This window comes from candidate division WOR-3 bacterium, assembly GCA_016926475.1.
In the GTDB taxonomy this organism is placed as follows: Bacteria; SDB-A; SDB-A; order SDB-A; family SDB-A; genus JAFGIG01.
This window is the reverse complement of record JAFGON010000040.1, coordinates 35,724-52,253: the sequence shown is the minus strand read 5'-3', so window position 1 is coordinate 52,253 and position 16,530 is coordinate 35,724. Positions and strand designations below refer to the sequence as shown.

Genomic DNA, 16,530 nt, shown 5'->3' with positions numbered 1-16,530 from the left:
CTTATTTCCCGGAGCTTTTACCATTCTCTCCTCAGAAGCGAAAAGCATTTTAAATCCGTGTATTTTCCCTTAATTAAACCATATTCTCTTCGCACTCCTTCGTATTTGAATCCTAATTTGAGAAGCAGACCTGTCGAAGCTTCGTTTTCAGGGTACGTCATAGCTTCTACTCTGTTGAGATAAAAAAAGAATTCTTCGCTGAATCCGAAATAAATGGACTTACTGAGAGCCTCCTCCATATACCCCCTACGCCAGAAATCTTGATGGAGGTCGTATCCGACCTCGGCAAATCCGTTGGGCTTGTTAAGGTTAAAATACCCGACCGAGCCTATCGCCTTGGTCGGATTTTCTTTCAAAGCCAGAGCCCACCTCACTCCTGCTTTGGTGATGAAAACATTTATCCTCGAAGAAACGAATTTTCTGGCTTGCTCTAAGTCGGTCATGGTTTCAACGTTGTGGTATTTGGTTACAGCGTCTCGAGAAAACATCTCGAACACGGCGTTTGCGTCTTTCTGTATGAACTCTCTCAGAACAAGTCGTTTCGTCACAAGTTCAGGAAAAATAGCTTTTTTCTCCTCCATACAACCTCCATAATCAGCCCTGAATATTTTATCTTCTTTAAGAGTATAATGGTATAAAAGGATTGTAATTCAAAGGAGATCTCAATGAAAATAATCGTTCAAACAACGCTTTTTATAGCTTTATTCGTGTCCTGTTCAACCCAGAATTCGACTGCTTCTGAAAAGGACAAAGCGGTGATGTTTAAAGACTGGACTCTGAATCTCGAAGATATGGTTCTCGTCGAGGACCTTGGTAAAGAGCCGCTTAATGTTGTTTGGACAGTGGACAGCGAAACGACTCTCTGGGACAACGGCGGGATATTTACGGGAGATTCTTTCATTGTTTATCATGAAGATGGCCGGGTATTTGGTCAAATATACGTTGAACCGGTCATGGAAGAACCGAACACTGTCGTCGGATCCATGATTATCTTGAAAGATTTTTCGGGAAACGAAGTTCTTTGGACATGCAATCCGAAACCGCCTTTTTTTTACGGCAGAAACGCTAAGGTTATTTTCGACGAGGAGAAGTCGCTTCTCTTTGTGGCAGTCTTCCATCCAATAGCAACAGGTTCAGGTCTCGCCTGCCTTGACGCGGAATACGGTCACGAGATATGGAGAGCCGACGTCGAACAGTTGTCGGTTGGGCACAGCCAATACAAGAACGAAGTCTTCATAAGGCTTATAGACGATAAAATAGTAATGGCTGGTGATGAGGCAGGTGGATACTACCTGCAGGTATTTGAAGCGGTGACGGGCAAGAGATTATTTTCGGGAACCAACAAGACATGGGATGGAAATTGAATAATCTACATTCTCTCCAATATCTCGCGAAACCTCTGAACCGACAAAAATTCAATTTCTTCAGCTCTCTGCAGAGCCGCTAATTTATCGGAAGGTTTCCCCGTTTTGTCCCCGACAAGTTCCAGTTCCATAGAGATTTTTTTGTAATTCTCAGAAAGTTCTCTCGCAATCTGAGATATTCTGGGATATTTACTTGAGATTTCCTCTAAATACCGACAAGCCCACGACCTGCATTCGCTCCAGACTTTTCCGTTCCACCAGTTTCCGTGCTCATCCGCGGTTTTATTTCTTATCGCTTTAATCCAGTTTTCGTATGCAGAGAGCCCTACAGCATAAGGTTTATCCGTATGAGAAGATGGATTGTCGTAGAGGTCTTTGGCGTAACTTAAACTCTCTACAATAATCTTTTCTTCGTTTGCGGGTTTGGCTTTGTTGAAAGTGAAAAAATTGACATGAACAGAATCTCCGAACTCATTCCAGGAGGAAAATGTCAGTCGATCAGGTGTAAAGTCGAAATCAGAACCCCAGGGCTGATACAAAACAAACCCAACTTCGTCGTAGCCCAGAATTAGCTGATGCTCCATATTCAACAAGCTGCACGGACGACCTCTGTCGAGAGAATTTCTAAGAAGGCTCTCAATCTCCTGTCTCTCCTCGTATGGACTTTCAACCGTAAAAAAACCTTCATCCACCATGTCTATTCCAAGGTTGAAAAGGTTTTTGTAGAAAGGTTCTAGGTTCCAGCAATACGGTCCGCTCGGGCAGAGATCTTCATGGATGTTCATCAGAAAAGCGTGTCCGGAGCCACCATAGAGGACCGCGGTGCTGTGACCGTTTCTGTAGTAATCAGAAACGGCGCTTACTACTCCCATAAGCGTCGAATTCAGGGGCGGGGCTTTAATATGACTGAGCATCATCTCTTTTCATCTCCTTTATGTAATCTGTTCCTCTTCCGGTTCTGTGTGTATGTAAATAATAGTGTTTTCACCGAATTTCTCCCTTATCTTGAACTCAATACTGTCGTTTATTTTATGCGCTTCAACTATTGTCATGTCGTTGGGAACACGGATGTGCACGTCTATGGCGATTTTATCTCCTATCTTTCTCGTCTTGAGGTCGTGAGGGTCAAATACCCCTTCCGTTTTTTTTATCAAATCCAATATTTGCTTTTTAGTTTCATCACCGAGAGATTCTTCCATCAATTCTCTTACGCTTTTGTAGATTATTACAAACGACAACTTGAACATAAAAATACTAACGCCTATTGCCGCAAGAGGATCGAGAACCACCCACTTGTCTCCCAGAAAATAGGCTCCTCCTATTCCTAAAAAAGTGCCCAAAGAAGAGAAAACATCGGATCTGTGGTGCCAAGCGTTAGCGATAACAGCCATGCTTTCGATTTCTCTGCCTACCGAGACGGTATACCTGTATATAATTTCTTTGACCAAGATTGACACTATTGTAGCGACAAGAGCTAACGCTGTCGGCCCTTGTACAGTTTCATTCTTTATTAATATTATATACGCGTTTCTGCCCCCTGATATCAAGATGCCGGCTGCAACCCAAAAAAGAGTTACGCCGATTATCGCCGTCGCAAGGGTCTCGAATTTCCCATGTCCGTAATCATGGGTCTTGTCACGGGGTTTTTTTACAATTCTGAAACTTATCAGTATCACCAGGTCGGTCGCGAAATCCGAAAGAGAATGAACGGCGTCAGCGACCATAGCCCCTGAATGCCCGATTATTCCTGAAAAAAGCTTGAAAAAGGTCAAAACCAAGTTGCCGACAAAACTGAAAAGAGTCACCGCGCTTGCCTTTTTTGCCCTGCACTCCTCAGAAATCGGTGTTCCTTGTTTATTTTCTGTTTCCATTGATTGCAAGGTTCTTATGTTGGAGGTTTTCGATATTTGCCGAATTATTGGGACTGACCATTCTGTTTTTTGTGTCAATGAAACATGTGATAATCATCTATGTATATCAGAAGAGAATTTATTTTTCTGTATCGGATCCTTTTTTATCTATAAGCGATTGAATCTCTATTTTCCAACTGCTGAGGTCTCTTACAAGCCAAGCTGCCGAATCAATACTACCCTCGTCGTTTTGAAAAGTCACTTTCAACAGAGGGGCTGCTTTGGTCTTTTTTAAATGAGACAGAGATTCCTCGGCTTTGATAATCGCATTTACCGGTATTCGAATTACTCTCTTTGGTAAAAGCATTCTAAAATACAAAAATTCTTGATCTAAGACCAATTTACCGTTACCTCTAATCTGCCTTAAACCTTTGGATTGGATGCCGAAAAAGTTTGCGAATGTATCGCTTATCAATACCTTTTTAGTTTCATCCATATTTTCTCCTTTTGACATAAAATTTGGGTGGTGAAAAAAACTGGTAAATTATATCTGTTTTTCATATCTTAAAATATCTCGCTTGATTATCCCAGTGAACAAGGATATTTTCAATTTCTTTTTTTGAGTTTGTGAAAAGATTCACAAAAAATACAAAACTTTGTGATTGTAAGGGAAGGAAAATATTATTAAGAGCGGGAAATTTCTTTTTAAAACCGCTCCCGCCCACTGGGTTTCAGAACAAATTCTTCGAATGTTTTCTCTGAGATAATACTTTCGGAGAGAGTGGGAGTCGAACCCACGAGGGAGCTACTAACCCCCTACACGATTTCCAATCGTGCTCCTTCGACCACTCGGACATCTCTCCATTTTCGAAAGCATTCTAACACAACGCTTTATTGTGTCAAGTTCAATGAAGGCTTAAGAGCTTGACTTTTTATCTTTTATAGATATCTTTACTTAAGAAGGGGGCGAAATGGTCTCGACGGGACTGAATGTCTCAGGGTCGCATGCCGGGCCGCCGAAGCTCGTCAAAAAACGGCAAAAAATCAACTGCCAACAGCAGTTATTCTTTGGCTGCTTAACTAAGCGGCTCCTCTGCTTCTTTGTCGCCTATCACAAAGAATGTCAGGGGTCACACAGATGGGCTACTCCTGAACTTCGCGCGCGGGGAGGGAGGAAACAAACAGCGCTGGTCCTGGAAAAATCTTTCCCGATGGAGTTTTTTGGGACGAGAACAAATTTCGGGATAAGCATGTAGAAGCCTTGAAGGCTACTCTCTCGGACGCGGGTTCGATTCCCGCCGCCTCCACCAGTTAAAATCCCAGGGATAAAAACTATGTTTTAATTGATACTACCAATGAAAAACTCAATACTGGATATTTTGTGGAATCAAGGATTCCGCAAGCTTACAAAATAAAAAAATTGCGATAACCTGTTTTGAGAAATAAATTTTGACATTGCTTTATTTAATAATGTTTGTCATTTTGCTGAAAAATAAATTTCAAGTTTTAATTAAAAATTCGAAAAATTTCAGAAATGGTTGAAAAGGATATAATCCGGGAACACAAAAATGCGCCAACTCTCTGAAAATTATATATCAAAACGCACAAATAATTGGACAGGCTGGAAAAGCAAAACCATAAAATATAAAATTCATATCTTCTCTTTTATTTTCATTTTACAAGACGCTGAAACGCCCTTGTATATCAGAAGTTTTCTCGGATTGTCTTTGATTTACTTTTTAAGTCCGGTTGACATAATACCTGACTTTGTACCTATTTTCGGACAAGTTGACGATATAGCATTATTGGCGATAGTCTTATTTTTTATTTATAAACTTATCCCCAAAAGTATAATTCAAAAATCTCGTCGAAAAGCCATTGCAAAATTTAAGTTTTTATTTGTCCTATTCAAGAAGTTTTCTGGCTTCTTCTTCAGGCAAAACCTCCACATCTCTCAGGTTTTTTTCTACTTTTCTCAAATTCTTTTCCGCTTCGGAAACTGCTCCGGATGCCTCGTCCAATTTTTTGTGAATTTTCGCGAGCTGTTCACCGTATTTTGCCCATTCAGTCTTGACGGCTCCGAGTATCTTCCAAACCTCTGATGACCTTTTCTGAATCGCAAGTGTCCTGAAACCCATCTGAAGACTTGTCAAAATCGCCCACAGAGTCGTCGGTCCGGAGACAACAATACGACTATCGTTTTGAAGCTTTTCTATGAGACCAGGCCTTCTGACAACTTCTGCGAAAAGACTCTCCGAGGGTAAAAACATAAGAGCGAAATCCGTCGTCACAGGCGGGTATATGTATTTTTCGTTTATCTTTGCCGCTTGATTTTTTATATCGTTTTCTAGAGCTTTAGAATACTTATCAATTTCATTTTTGTTTGCGTTTTCCTGCGCTTCAACCATTTTAAGATAATTTTCAACTGGAAATTTCGAATCTACCGGCAGGAATATTTTTCCTTTTTCGTCTTTATCTTTTCCGGGCAACAAAATAGCGAATTCAACCTCTCCCCTGCCGTCCCTGGGTTTGAAATTTTTGATATACTGATCGGGTGCCATGACCTGTTCCAAAATACTCTCGAGTTGAAATTCTCCCAGAACTCCTCTTGTCTTGACGTTTGAAAGCACTTTCTTTAGGTCACCTACTCCGGCGGCGACGCTCTGCATTTCTCCGAGTCCTTTGTAAACTTGCTCAAGCCTTTCGCTGACGATTCCGAACGATTCAGTCAATTTTTTCTCGAGAGTTCCCTGCAGTTTATCCTCCACGGTCGCCCTGATTTTCTCGAGGTTTTTCATGCTGTCTTCCTGGACGTTTCTCAGCGATTCGTTTATTGAATTTCTCATGTTTTCAAGCTTGTTGTCACTCTCAATACGCGAGCGGCTGAGTTCATCGAGCAGTCTTTTTTCGGTTGATTGGTTGTCTTTGACCATTTCGCCGAAAAATGACTTTTCCTTGTCGAATATCTTTTTGGAAAAGTAATAAAGTGCCGCTCCTATCAGAATAATCATTGCGGCGTTCAACCCCAGAGAAAGAAAAGGCGCCCAGTTCAAAACTATCTCTTTTTTGCTATGATGAGAAAATAAACAACCCCTCCTATCAAGACAAAGAAAGTGAATATGAATATCACTATAGTGAGAATAATATCGGGTATCAACTTGTTCAACCCCGACAGAAGGTCGAATCTTTTTAAAGTCCAAATTAAAACAGCAGTCAACACGCCGATCAAAAGCACGCTCCAAGGTATTTTTTTGCTTGAGAGTATATAAGATCCAACTGCCGCTATTAGAAGGGGTAGCCACCCTGCGAGGAAAACAGCGAGAGCAGGATACCCTCCATAGTTTGAAAACAACACTGATTTTATAGAAAAGAACAACAGCACAAAGGCGATTATCGGTATGAAGTACTTGACGGAAACGGTCCACCACTTGCCTATTTGAATTTCGGATTTTTGGTTTATGTATTTTCTTATCTCTTCGGGAGATACCGCGTAACCGACAACGAGAGCTTCCAAAAATGCCACGGTGAAAAGCCCAAAGTTATTCATAAAGTGATCTGTTATATCGAGCCAATATAGACCCGCTCCGAAAGTGAAAATCAATCCGACGAGAAACGTGGCGGCGGCGACTCCGAGGTTGGTCTTCATTCTGCCTATGTTGAATTTGTCCATCAGACCGGCTACGATACCTTCGACAAGTGAAAATGCCGAATCAATGGCCAATGTGAGCAGCATCAGGAAAAACAAAAAACCAAAAAAAGGCGCGAAGGGCAGTTTTGAAATTATTTCGGGATAAGTAACAAAAGCGAGATGGGGTCCTGACTGCATGACATCACAGACGTCAACACCCTGGATTTTGGCGTAATAACCCAGGGCTGAGAAAACCGCGAATCCGCCGACGAAAGCGGTCGCGGCGTCCGCCAGAGCTATTATGACTGCACTGTTTGCTATATCGGATTTCTCCGGCAGAAAACTCGCGTACGCCACCATAATTCCGAAGCCTATCGAAAGAGAAAAGAAAACTTGAGAAAACGCCGCGTGCCAGAGCTCTACGTTCAAAAGCATCGTGAAATCCGGCAAAAGGTAGTATTTTATTCCCTCTGAGGCACCGGGAAGAAAGACACCCCTAAAGACGAAAACCAGGAGCAGAAGCCATGGCAAAGTCACCGTGACAAATACTACTTTACCTACTGTTTTAGCGCCTTTCCAAATCGACAAGACAATCCATATCCAGCTTATGACGAGCCCAATAATGATAGGCAGTTGAAGTTTGCCGAAATCGAAAACGCCTTCAGTTAAATGCAGGACATTTTCATAGAAAAACTTTTCCGGGCCGACTTGTGACCACGACATTTTTACCGAATAGTAAAGGTAATCAAAAGACCACCCCATTATTACGGCGTAATAAGTTGTTATAAAAAAACCTATGAAAAGCGCGATCCATCCGACCCACTGGAAATCGCCTTTTTTTTCGGTGATTTCTTCTTCCGAAGAACTGCCTTTAAAAGAGAACTTCAATTTTGAAAAAGCGAAGGGGGCGGAACCCGCCATTTTATGCCCTAAAGAAAATTCAAGAAGAAGAAGAGGAATCCCGGCAACAAAAAGTGCTATTATGTAGGCTATCAAAAAAGAGCCTCCCCCGTATTTGTAGCAAATGTAGGGAAAACGCCAGATATTTCCCAGGCCTATAGCCGAACCTATAGAAGCGAGAACAAAAGCCGTCCTTGAATCCCAAAGACCTTTATCCCTGCCCATTTTCTTTCCTCCTTTTCAGCTATTTCCGTTGAAAGGCTTAAACAAAAATTTATCGAGGTCTATCCTTCCCTCTTTGTCGAAAACGATCCCTTCACCTTCGAGAAGAGTTTTTTGCTCTGAATAAGCCTGGTTTCTCTTGAACGCAATTTCACCCTTTGAATTGACAATTCTGTGCCAGGGCAAAGAGAACTTTTCACTGCACGAATGCAGTATCCTCGAAACCTGCCTTGAACTTCTCGGTGAACCGACGAAAGATGCTATTTGTCCGTATGTCATCACTTTTCCGCGAGGGATTAATTTTACAGTCTCGATGACAGCTCCGGTAAAATCTTCCATATCATCCATTAAATGCTTTATAAATTTTTAATATCATTATACTCTATTGGGAAATCATCGCAAAACTTAAAAAGAAAAGTTGAAAATATGGTTGAAAATACAAGAAATTTCGATCCGGAAAATATTACCTACGGCAACATCTGGAATCTTTCCTGGCCTGTGATGGTATCATCACTCGCATTCACACTGCTCGATGTCACAGATATGTTCTGGATAGGAAAACTTGGTCATATCTCGGTCGCCGCTGTGAGCATGGTCGGATCGTTTTTGTTTATTCTTATATCTTCCATGACTCTTGTTTCTTCTGGAGCCATAGCTTTCGTCTCAAGAGCTTATGGTTCAAAAGACACGGAGCTTCTGAAAAAAAGCATTTCAATTTCACTTTTTTTCTCGATTCTGATTGCCCTGGTTTTGATCGTGCCCTCAATTTTGTTTTCAGATCAAATTCTAAGTTTTTTCGGAGCCAAAGGTGAAGTTCTCTCCCAGGCAAAAACATACATGCGAATAATGCTCCTTGGTTTCGCTTTTCTCTTCATACTGGACATAATGTATAATATATTTTTCGGAACCGGAGATTCCAAAACCCCGATGAAACTGACGATAACGACTCTGCTTATAAACATCCTACTCGACCCTTTTTTTATTTTCGGTTGGTTTTTCTTCCCGAGATTGGAAACTTCTGGAGCCGCGATAGCTTCTTCTGTCTCGATTCTGATTGGTTTTTCTCTGTTCACGTTTTTTTTTCTAAAAAAATTCGGCGCCGTTAAACCCTCTTTTCAAAAGGATTTATCCATTAGTTTTTTAAAAACCGGAATTCCGGCTTTTTTCTTTGGGATTACAAGGCCGGTGACCGGTATGCTGATATACAAAATAGTGTCCTTCTACGGAGACATATCTATAGCCGCTTTTGGAATTGGCAGCAGAATAATAGGAGTAACTTTCATTTACATGGACGGTCTGATGATGGCTGTTCAGACTTTTATCGGTCAGCTCCTCGGCAAAAAAATATTGATAAAGCCAGAGAGGTAGTTCTGCGGTCGTTGAGAATGGGGTATCTGGTTCAGATAATCACCTGCTCGCTGATTTTTGTCTTTTCGGAAGAATTGACGAAAGTTTTCAGCGTCAATCCCTCGGTAGTAAAAAGTGGCTCCTCGTATCTGAAAATAATTGGAATTTCTCTCCTTTTCTATCCTCTTTCCGCGACTTTCAACGCTGTCCACAGAGGGTCAGGATACAATGTTCCTCCTCTGATAACCTCGATAATAGCAAATTGGCTTATCAAGCTCCCCCTTTCCTACTTTCTCGCAAAACACCTTTTCCTCGACGTAGTCGGGGTATGGTCAGGAATTGGCTTTTCACTACTGATTGAATCCCTGTTTCTTTTTGTTTTTTACAAAAGAGGGGGATGGATTAAATACAAAATTCCTTCTTACGTCTAAAGCCGTTGCTTTCGTTTTGCCGGACTATTAGAATTAGATCCAACCAAACGAGGAGGTATGCCTATGCTGTCCGTAATCCTGTCTTTGCTGATCGGTTTTTCAACATCCCAATACGTAGTCAACGGCGACTTTGAGCAAGATCTCTCCGTGGGATGGAAACAGATTCTCAACGGATCCGGAGCGAGTGTAAACCGGGCGACTAACTATGACCCCGACCCTGATTACGAAGTAATGGTCCGCAAAACCGATGGAGGCGGATACGCCCTTTTAAACCAGACAGTTACAGTTCCCACAACCGACATTGTATTTTCGGCAAGCGTCAGACTTTACGCTTACGCGACTTCGACAGCTTGGGCAGGAACTGCACTGAGTCTGAAGTACCTCGATATATCCGGCAACGTCCTCGGTCAGACCAGGATCTGTTCAAAGACCAGCTACTGTCCTTGGGCGAACTCACCAACGATGCACTTGATACAAGCCGTCGACTCCCAGTGGCACAATTACTCTTTTAACGTCGGCACCGAACTTACAAATCTGACAGGTGTAGATCCCCTGCAAGTAAACAAAATTGAAATTGCTCTATTCGACTCTACCTACGACTGTTGAGGGGGTTCAGAACTGGCGGAGGTCTCCGCCGATGAAATAACACTTTCCTATTCAGGGTCAACCCCTTATCTTGTTTTATTGAGTACAACTGTCGACGACGCTGCCGGTAACAGCAACGGCAGGTTGGACCCCGGTGAAACAGCTAACCTTCTGGCGACCATCAAAAACGTCGGAGGGACAAATTTCACGAACATCACTTCCGTTTTATCTTCTTCTGATCCCAACATAACAATAAACGACAACAGCGCAGTGTTCGGCCCGTTGTCGATAGACAGCACAAAGACGAACGTCTCTGATCCATTCAACCTTTCTGTGGACGTTTCAACACCGGAAGGGTATGAAGCCGCTTTCAACCTTGTTGTAACAGACGCGGGTTTCTGCGACACCTTCTCGTTCGACCTTACCGTCGGAAAATACAGTTACCTCGTTTTAAATCTCGATCCATCTGCCGGATCCGGAATCAAAATTGACAGTATTCTCAGCGCAATCGGTTACTCCGGAATACATTCAATTCAACTGCCTTCGGATTTATCTTTTTTCAAATCCATTTTTGTTTGCCTTGGCGTCTATCCAAACAATACCGTAATATCATCGGGGGGAGCCATAGCTACCTCGATAATAGATTTTATCAACAACGGGGGATGCGCCTACATGGAAGGCGGTGACATGTGGTTTTACGACCCCAGTTACGGAGGCGGCCACAATTTTGGTCCGGTTTTCGGAATCCAGGCGGTAGCAGACGGTTCCGGGAATCTTGGACCAGTCGTCGGCGCGTCCGGAACATTCACCAACTCCATGAATTTCGCCTATGCCGGTGAAAACAGCTACATTGACCAAATCAACGCGACCGGTACCGGATTTGTGATTTTCAGCGACGGAAACGACAACTACAACTGCGGAGTTGCGAATCAAACCGCGACTTACAGGACGGTTGGAACCAGTTTCGAGCTCGGAATGCTCACTGACGCAGCAGATGCCTCGACGAGAGCGGACATTCTCGACTCCATAATGGTTTTCTTCCTCGACGGTCTGAACGCTGTGGCGGAGCAGCCACCTGTCAATTCTTCATGGGTCGCTTTGACTGCCTCTCCAAATCCTTTCGTAAAGAATGTTCTCATCTCTTTCACCTCGCCGGCTGGGATTCTCTCAGAGGTCGAGATATTCGACGTATCCGGTAGAACAGTCCGCGAGTTCAACTTCGGTCTGAACGACGCTGACAGACTGATGACAGTTCACTGGAACGGAAATGACAACCAGGGACAAGAATTGACCCGGGGAGTTTATTTCGTGAAAGTTACAGCCGGTGAAAATTCAGGTCAGGTAAAACTTATCTTTGTCGAATAAAAAAGGGGGCGCAAGCCCCCTTTTTATTGTTTTTTTCCGAGATAATATTTTCTTCTTTTAGTGTCCAGCTTTTCGATCGAATACCTGAGCATGGTTCTGGGCATTTTCGCGCAGTGCTTTTCCAGAAATTTCAACAAAACGCTTTCGTCTTTCTTTCCTATTTCCCTGAGCATCCATCCTGTCGCTTTGTGGATGAGGTCATGTTTTTCGTCAAGTAGGATTTCCGACAGGTTCAACGCGTCTTTGAAATCACCTTTTTTAATGAAAGTGTAGGTGGATATAACGGCGATTCTTCTCTCCCAGAGGTTTTTCGAGGCCGCCAGTTTGTAAAGCAGAGATCTGTCTTTGTCCTCAAGATACGCTCCGACGATTTTCGGGGCCGACAAATCAACAAGGTCCCAGTTATTCACGCGTTTTTTCTTCTTGAAATAAATTTTGAATACCGCTTTTCTGTCGCTTTCGTTCCCATTTTCGAATTTTCTGATGAGTATGAACAAAGCGAGCGTTCTTTCCTCGTGAATTTCAGATTCGAGCAATTTTTCGAGAACGAAAAAATCCGCTCCTGCGAATCTTGCAGATAATTTTCTCAGGTACGGAACTGTAATCCCGTAGAAGACATCACCTTCGCCGTATTCGCCTCTGCCGGTCTTGAAAAATTTCTGGAGGATAAAAGCTTTTTCACGATTTTTCGCTTTTTTCAGATCGAGAGAAATCTTCTTGTAGGAGCTTTTGTCAGAACTCAAATATCACCCCTCCTACTATCATTCTGCCCATCTGATAGACGGTTTCGACCTCGCCGTCTTCACAATAGTAGTATTCCCATACGTTGGGGTGGTTGAAGAGGTTCTCCACTTCGAGATAATACACCATGTTCCAGGATTTGAAATACCATCTGTTGGAGAACATCACGTCGAACCTCTGGTAGGGTTTTGTTCTATCGGAATTGTAAGCCTGGTCCGGATCGGCGACCCACCTCCTCCACTCCGGATGATAGGTCACAGGCGTGTAAGGTTTGCCTCCGAGGTATCTGTATTTTATTGTGTATTCCGACGCGTCGGAAGGCACAAACGGCAGAAACGAAATGAATTTATAAACAAGTGATTTTGAAAAGGACTGATACCATGCGTCTTTAAAATACTCTTTTCTGTATCCTGCTATCAGTGTAAAAACGTTTCCGTAGTCGAAATCCCAACTGTATTCATTCTGCTCGTTTCTCGGGTCGAAAGCTTTAGCCACAGAGTAGGAATAACTCAGCGTTCCCCAGAAATTTTTCATCACCTTTTTCTGCAGAAAAAACTCGATGCCCTTGGCGAAGCCATCGCCCTCGTTTACAAAAACCTCATCCCAGTCGTTGGGATCGGAAGTGGTCGAAGCCCTGTCGATAGGGACGTCTCTGTATCGTTTGTAGTAAACCTCAAGGGTCGCCTTGATGTCGTCAGCGAACAAATGCTCGACACCTAATATAACCTGTTCGGTGTACTTGCTCTTTAAGTAGTGGTTTTCGGGATCAAAAGCGAGTTCAAACCACTGAGGAGATTGAAAATGCACTCCGTAAGCCGCATTGAGGTCGGTGTTTCCAGTCAAATGAACCGATAGAGACACCCTTGGTGAAAGGCAATCAAATCCAGTGTAGTCGAATTTGTCGTATCTCAACCCCAGGTTTAGTGTCAGAAAAGTTCCCGCGTCGTGTCTTAATTGGGCGTAACCCCCGTATTTCCACGAATCGGCTTCTTCGTCGACGTCTATAACGGTAATGTAGTCTGTGGTGTCGACTATGTTTCCGGAGGAGTCGTAAATGAAAAGAGTGTCAGGTCTCGCCCAAGTCTCGTAATGAAACGATACATTTTTGGCAAAAAGACCCATTGTCAGTTTTGTGTGTCTTGCGAAATTTATGTTGAAGTCAATTTTCGCTGTATTCTCCCCCTCGTCCGAATCGTTGAAAAGGTATCTCATGTCCAGAGTGTCGATGATGTCATGGTTCCAGGTGCTGTATGTCCTTGAAAGTGTAATGTTGTAGTATCCCATTGAATAAAGGGATTTTATACTCGCACCCACTGTGTACTGATCGGATTTGGCTTCAATTTTTTTTATGTCGTCGTAGATTTCTTCGTCTTCTTCCTCTGAACTCTCGATTGTTATCCAGTCTTTGCCGTAAATTCCCAACAACGAGAATTTACGTGTGTGAGAAAGATCGTAAACAGCTTTGAAATGGATGTTGTAGTAATGAGGGACGGCAGTCAGTCCGAAACTCGACGCCACGAGAGACAAAAAACTTCTGTGGGCCGATATTAAAAAACTTCCCTTTCCAAGAGGTCCTTCCAAGGTTCCTCCCGCTCCCGCCATGCTCAGATCGAATTTGTAATGAATCCTGTCCCGAACGCCTTCCCTTAAAGTGATGTCCAAAACACTCGACGCCTTGTCGCCGTATCTGGCTGGAAATGCGCCTGCCATGAAGTCTATGCTCCTGATAAAATCAGTATTGATTACGCTCACAGGCCCTCCGCCTGTTCCCTGCCACCCGAAATGGTTGGGGTTGAGCATCTCCATGTTGTCAATCAGAAAAAGGTTTTCTCCGTAGTTTCCTCCTCGAACAATGATTTCGTTGTTCTGGTCCGAACCCGAGACCACTGCAGGCAGTGCTTGAACTGCTCTTTGTACGTCATATACACCGCCAGGCTGTGAAATTATTTCTTCAAAATCCATGCTTCTTGTCGACACGACAGCGTCTTCGGGTTTTTCGAAATATTTTGGCCTGACGGTGATGCCCTCCATCTGCAGGAGTTCTTCTTCAAGTTCAAAATCAACATACGTCGGTATGTTTGGTCGAACCGTCACCCTGTTTTTTACCTGTGTCTTGTATCCCAACCTCATAGCTCTCAGGTTATAACTGCCAGCGGGAAGATTCTCGATCGAAAATGCTCCGTCGTTACCGGCCAGGACACCGGCAATCAGATTTCCGTCGAGGTCAAAAACCGCTATATTCGCTCCAATCACAGGCTGGTGTGTGTCCATGTCAGTTACTTTACCCGTTACCGTATGGGCTACGATAAAAGATGAAAAGGAGATCATCGTCAGAATAATTATAGCTATTTTTTTACGCATGTTCAACTCCCGAAAAACAAGACTCCAAAAGTCGACGGGTCGAACTCAATCGGCGTCAACCAATCCGCGTTTGCAGTCTTTGACGGTTGTTTTCTCCTGAAATTCAGCAATATGCTGTCTCCGGGAGAAAAGGATATTTTTTCAAATTGCTCAAGAGGCAATTTCGCCTCTAAAGTCCAGCAGTTCTCGGTAATTTTGACATAACTTTCTATTTCGAAATCCCTCTCTTCGTCCCCTTGGAAAGAACCAGACCAATCCCTTTTCAAGACAGCGTCGTATATTGTCCCGAGAGGATTGAAATAGACTTGATATATTTCCCCCCCTCCGGGATTAAGAACAAAAAAATAACCGACACAATCTTCTGAAAATATTTGTCCGTCTCTTTCCTTTTCTTCCGCTTTTATTTCACTCGAATCCTCAAAAACGCATTTGGCGGCCAAATACAAATTGTCGGAGTCGTAGGCGAAATAAAACTCTGTGTAATCAGTTTCAGAAACAACACCACCCGAAGAAAAAAAATTCCGCTGGGGACATTTCCAAAATGACTCGTCAATATCACCGTCTATTTTCGCCGTCTGAAAAGCAGGGGAGGAAACAGCGCTTCTTTGAATTCTCAAGGTTCGGCGCAGTTGAAAAACCACGCCGTCTCGTACAGGATAATTTAAACTAAAAACAGGAAGAGGGTATAGGCTCCCAGTTGAATTTAAGGCAACTTCAAACACGGTTGAATCGCCCGGCATAAGAGAAATCGGTATTTCATCCGCCGAAGACGACCACCCATGGGGTAAATCTATTTTCAGAACATCTTCTATCTTGACATCTTCTGAATAATTTCTTACGACAACACCTACCATCTGTTCAAAGACTTTTAGATCTTCATCAACCCTTGCCGGTCGAATTATCTCGATGCCGTTTTCCATAGCCCTATCGGCTGTTTGAATGTCCTCCATTTTTATCTCGTCCCAGGAATGCACTCCCTCAAGTTCTATCACGGAAATATTTATCGAATCTTCTTTAGCGCTTACGAGAAGAAAATGAAAATTGGGTCCTAAAATTCCGAGGTGGGATTCGGCGCCGGAGCTTCCGACACCGGTGTATTTTATTCCGTCAATTTCAGCGGTGAAATAAAAGTGGTAATGACCTGTGAAGACCGCGTCAACCCCGTATTCTACAAAAAGTTCATGCAGAGGGTCTACTTCGCCTCTCAGAATCGACTCAAACCAAAAAGGTTTATGGTAGAAGACAAAAATCGCCTCGGCATCCCTACTTTTCTTGAGATCCTTCTCGAGCCACTCCATCTGTTTCGATGTAAAATCGGTCGGATATTCTATGCGCGAATTGTCGAGGATGACGAAATGATAGCCGTTTCTGTCGAAAGAATAATCCTGTTCTCCTATCAATTCTCTGTAAATTTCAGCTTGAATCTCATTTGAAATATCGTGGTTACCCGGAGTGAAATAAAAAGGGCAGGAAATCCCTCTTATGTAAGGCAATATCTCTTCCCACTCCGATCTTATTTCTCCTTCGTCTTCGCTGTAGCCTTCAATTATATCTCCCACACAGATCATGATTTCAGGGTCGAGCATATCGGCTTTAAGAAGCGCCTTCTCGAAAACTCCTTCCACATGACCGCCTGTTCTGTCTCCCAATACAGCAAACCTCAACTCCGAAGAAAACAAACCCTGCAGGTTCAACGTCAAAAAAATCAACGCGCTTGATCTAAACATAATCGATTT

Annotated in this window: 15 protein-coding genes, 1 tRNA gene and 1 other RNA gene; 6 read left to right on the top strand and 11 right to left on the bottom strand. The window is 43.1% G+C overall.

All coding sequences use genetic code 11. The annotated features are described in order from the left end of the window. Positions 1–17: 17 nt before the first annotated feature. On the bottom strand, positions 18–581 hold the full coding sequence (locus tag JXA84_04135; protein ID MBN1150395.1) for a GNAT family N-acetyltransferase: 564 nt from the start codon (positions 579–581) through the stop codon (positions 18–20). 84 nt (positions 582–665) lie between these two features. Here JXA84_04135 and JXA84_04130 point away from each other — a divergent pair, with 84 nt between their 5' ends. Next, positions 666–1,364 (top strand): hypothetical protein, encoded by a 699-nt coding sequence (locus JXA84_04130; protein MBN1150394.1) that lies wholly within the window; start codon positions 666–668, stop codon positions 1,362–1,364. Between the two features lie 5 nt (positions 1,365–1,369). On the opposite strand, the gene JXA84_04125 is transcribed toward JXA84_04130, so the two are convergent. The 4 genes from JXA84_04125 to JXA84_04110 form a co-directional block, all read right to left on the bottom strand. Next, positions 1,370–2,278, bottom strand: coding sequence for a hypothetical protein (locus JXA84_04125; GenBank protein ID MBN1150393.1), 909 nt, complete (start codon positions 2,276–2,278; stop codon positions 1,370–1,372). Positions 2,279–2,296: 18 nt separating this feature from the next. Beyond that, positions 2,297–3,235 (bottom strand): cation transporter, encoded by a 939-nt coding sequence (locus tag JXA84_04120; GenBank protein ID MBN1150392.1) that lies wholly within the window; start codon positions 3,233–3,235, stop codon positions 2,297–2,299. 118 nt (positions 3,236–3,353) lie between these two features. After that, positions 3,354–3,710 carry a hypothetical protein gene (locus tag JXA84_04115; protein MBN1150391.1) on the bottom strand — a complete coding sequence of 119 codons (357 nt, stop codon included), beginning with the start codon at positions 3,708–3,710 and terminating at the stop codon, positions 3,354–3,356. Positions 3,711–3,987: 277 nt separating this feature from the next. Then, positions 3,988–4,077 (bottom strand) — tRNA-Ser (locus tag JXA84_04110). Positions 4,078–4,176: 99 nt separating this feature from the next. On the opposite strand from JXA84_04110, the gene ssrA reads away from it, so the two are divergent. Then, positions 4,177–4,524: a transfer-messenger RNA gene (gene ssrA, locus JXA84_04105) on the top strand. 594 nt (positions 4,525–5,118) lie between these two features. On the opposite strand, the gene JXA84_04100 is transcribed toward ssrA, so the two are convergent. Genes JXA84_04100 through JXA84_04090 form a run of 3 tightly spaced genes read right to left on the bottom strand, consistent with a single transcriptional unit; the run spans position 5,119 to position 8,303 of the window. Then, entirely contained in the window at positions 5,119–6,267 is a 1,149-nt protein-coding gene (locus JXA84_04100; protein MBN1150390.1) for a DNA recombination protein RmuC, read from the bottom strand. A 2-nt stretch (positions 6,268–6,269) separates the two neighbouring features. Then, on the bottom strand, positions 6,270–7,967 hold the full coding sequence (locus JXA84_04095) for a sodium-dependent transporter (GenBank protein MBN1150389.1): 1,698 nt from the start codon (positions 7,965–7,967) through the stop codon (positions 6,270–6,272). A 15-nt stretch (positions 7,968–7,982) separates the two neighbouring features. Further along, a complete protein-coding gene (locus JXA84_04090; GenBank protein MBN1150388.1) occupies positions 7,983–8,303 on the bottom strand; it encodes an MGMT family protein in 321 nt (106 codons plus the stop codon). 87 nt (positions 8,304–8,390) lie between these two features. On the opposite strand from JXA84_04090, the gene JXA84_04085 reads away from it, so the two are divergent. From JXA84_04085 to JXA84_04070, 4 genes are all read left to right on the top strand, one after another. Beyond that, positions 8,391–9,332 carry an MATE family efflux transporter gene (locus JXA84_04085; GenBank protein ID MBN1150387.1) on the top strand — a complete coding sequence of 314 codons (942 nt, stop codon included), beginning with the start codon at positions 8,391–8,393 and terminating at the stop codon, positions 9,330–9,332. Further along, on the top strand, positions 9,311–9,742 hold the full coding sequence (locus tag JXA84_04080) for a hypothetical protein (GenBank protein MBN1150386.1): 432 nt from the start codon (positions 9,311–9,313) through the stop codon (positions 9,740–9,742). The genes JXA84_04085 and JXA84_04080 overlap by 22 nt, the downstream gene beginning before the upstream one ends. Before the next feature lie 57 nt (positions 9,743–9,799). Continuing rightward, entirely contained in the window at positions 9,800–10,348 is a 549-nt protein-coding gene (locus tag JXA84_04075) for a hypothetical protein (protein MBN1150385.1), read from the top strand. Positions 10,349–10,426: 78 nt separating this feature from the next. Continuing rightward, complete coding sequence (locus JXA84_04070) at positions 10,427–11,692, top strand: T9SS type A sorting domain-containing protein (protein MBN1150384.1); 1,266 nt, start codon at positions 10,427–10,429, stop codon at positions 11,690–11,692. A gap of 23 nt (positions 11,693–11,715) precedes the next feature. Here JXA84_04070 and JXA84_04065 read toward each other — a convergent pair whose 3' ends face one another. From JXA84_04065 to JXA84_04055, 3 genes are read right to left on the bottom strand one after another with little or no spacing between them, the layout of a single operon-like run. After that, positions 11,716–12,435 carry a DNA alkylation repair protein gene (locus JXA84_04065; protein MBN1150383.1) on the bottom strand — a complete coding sequence of 240 codons (720 nt, stop codon included), beginning with the start codon at positions 12,433–12,435 and terminating at the stop codon, positions 11,716–11,718. After that, positions 12,425–14,794: a TonB-dependent receptor gene (locus JXA84_04060; protein ID MBN1150382.1), complete on the bottom strand. Its 2,370-nt coding sequence runs from the start codon at positions 14,792–14,794 to the stop codon at positions 12,425–12,427. Before JXA84_04060 ends, JXA84_04065 begins: the two co-directional genes overlap by 11 nt. Positions 14,795–14,796: 2 nt before the next feature. Continuing rightward, entirely contained in the window at positions 14,797–16,521 is a 1,725-nt protein-coding gene (locus JXA84_04055) for a metallophosphoesterase (protein MBN1150381.1), read from the bottom strand. Positions 16,522–16,530: the final 9 nt, after the last annotated feature.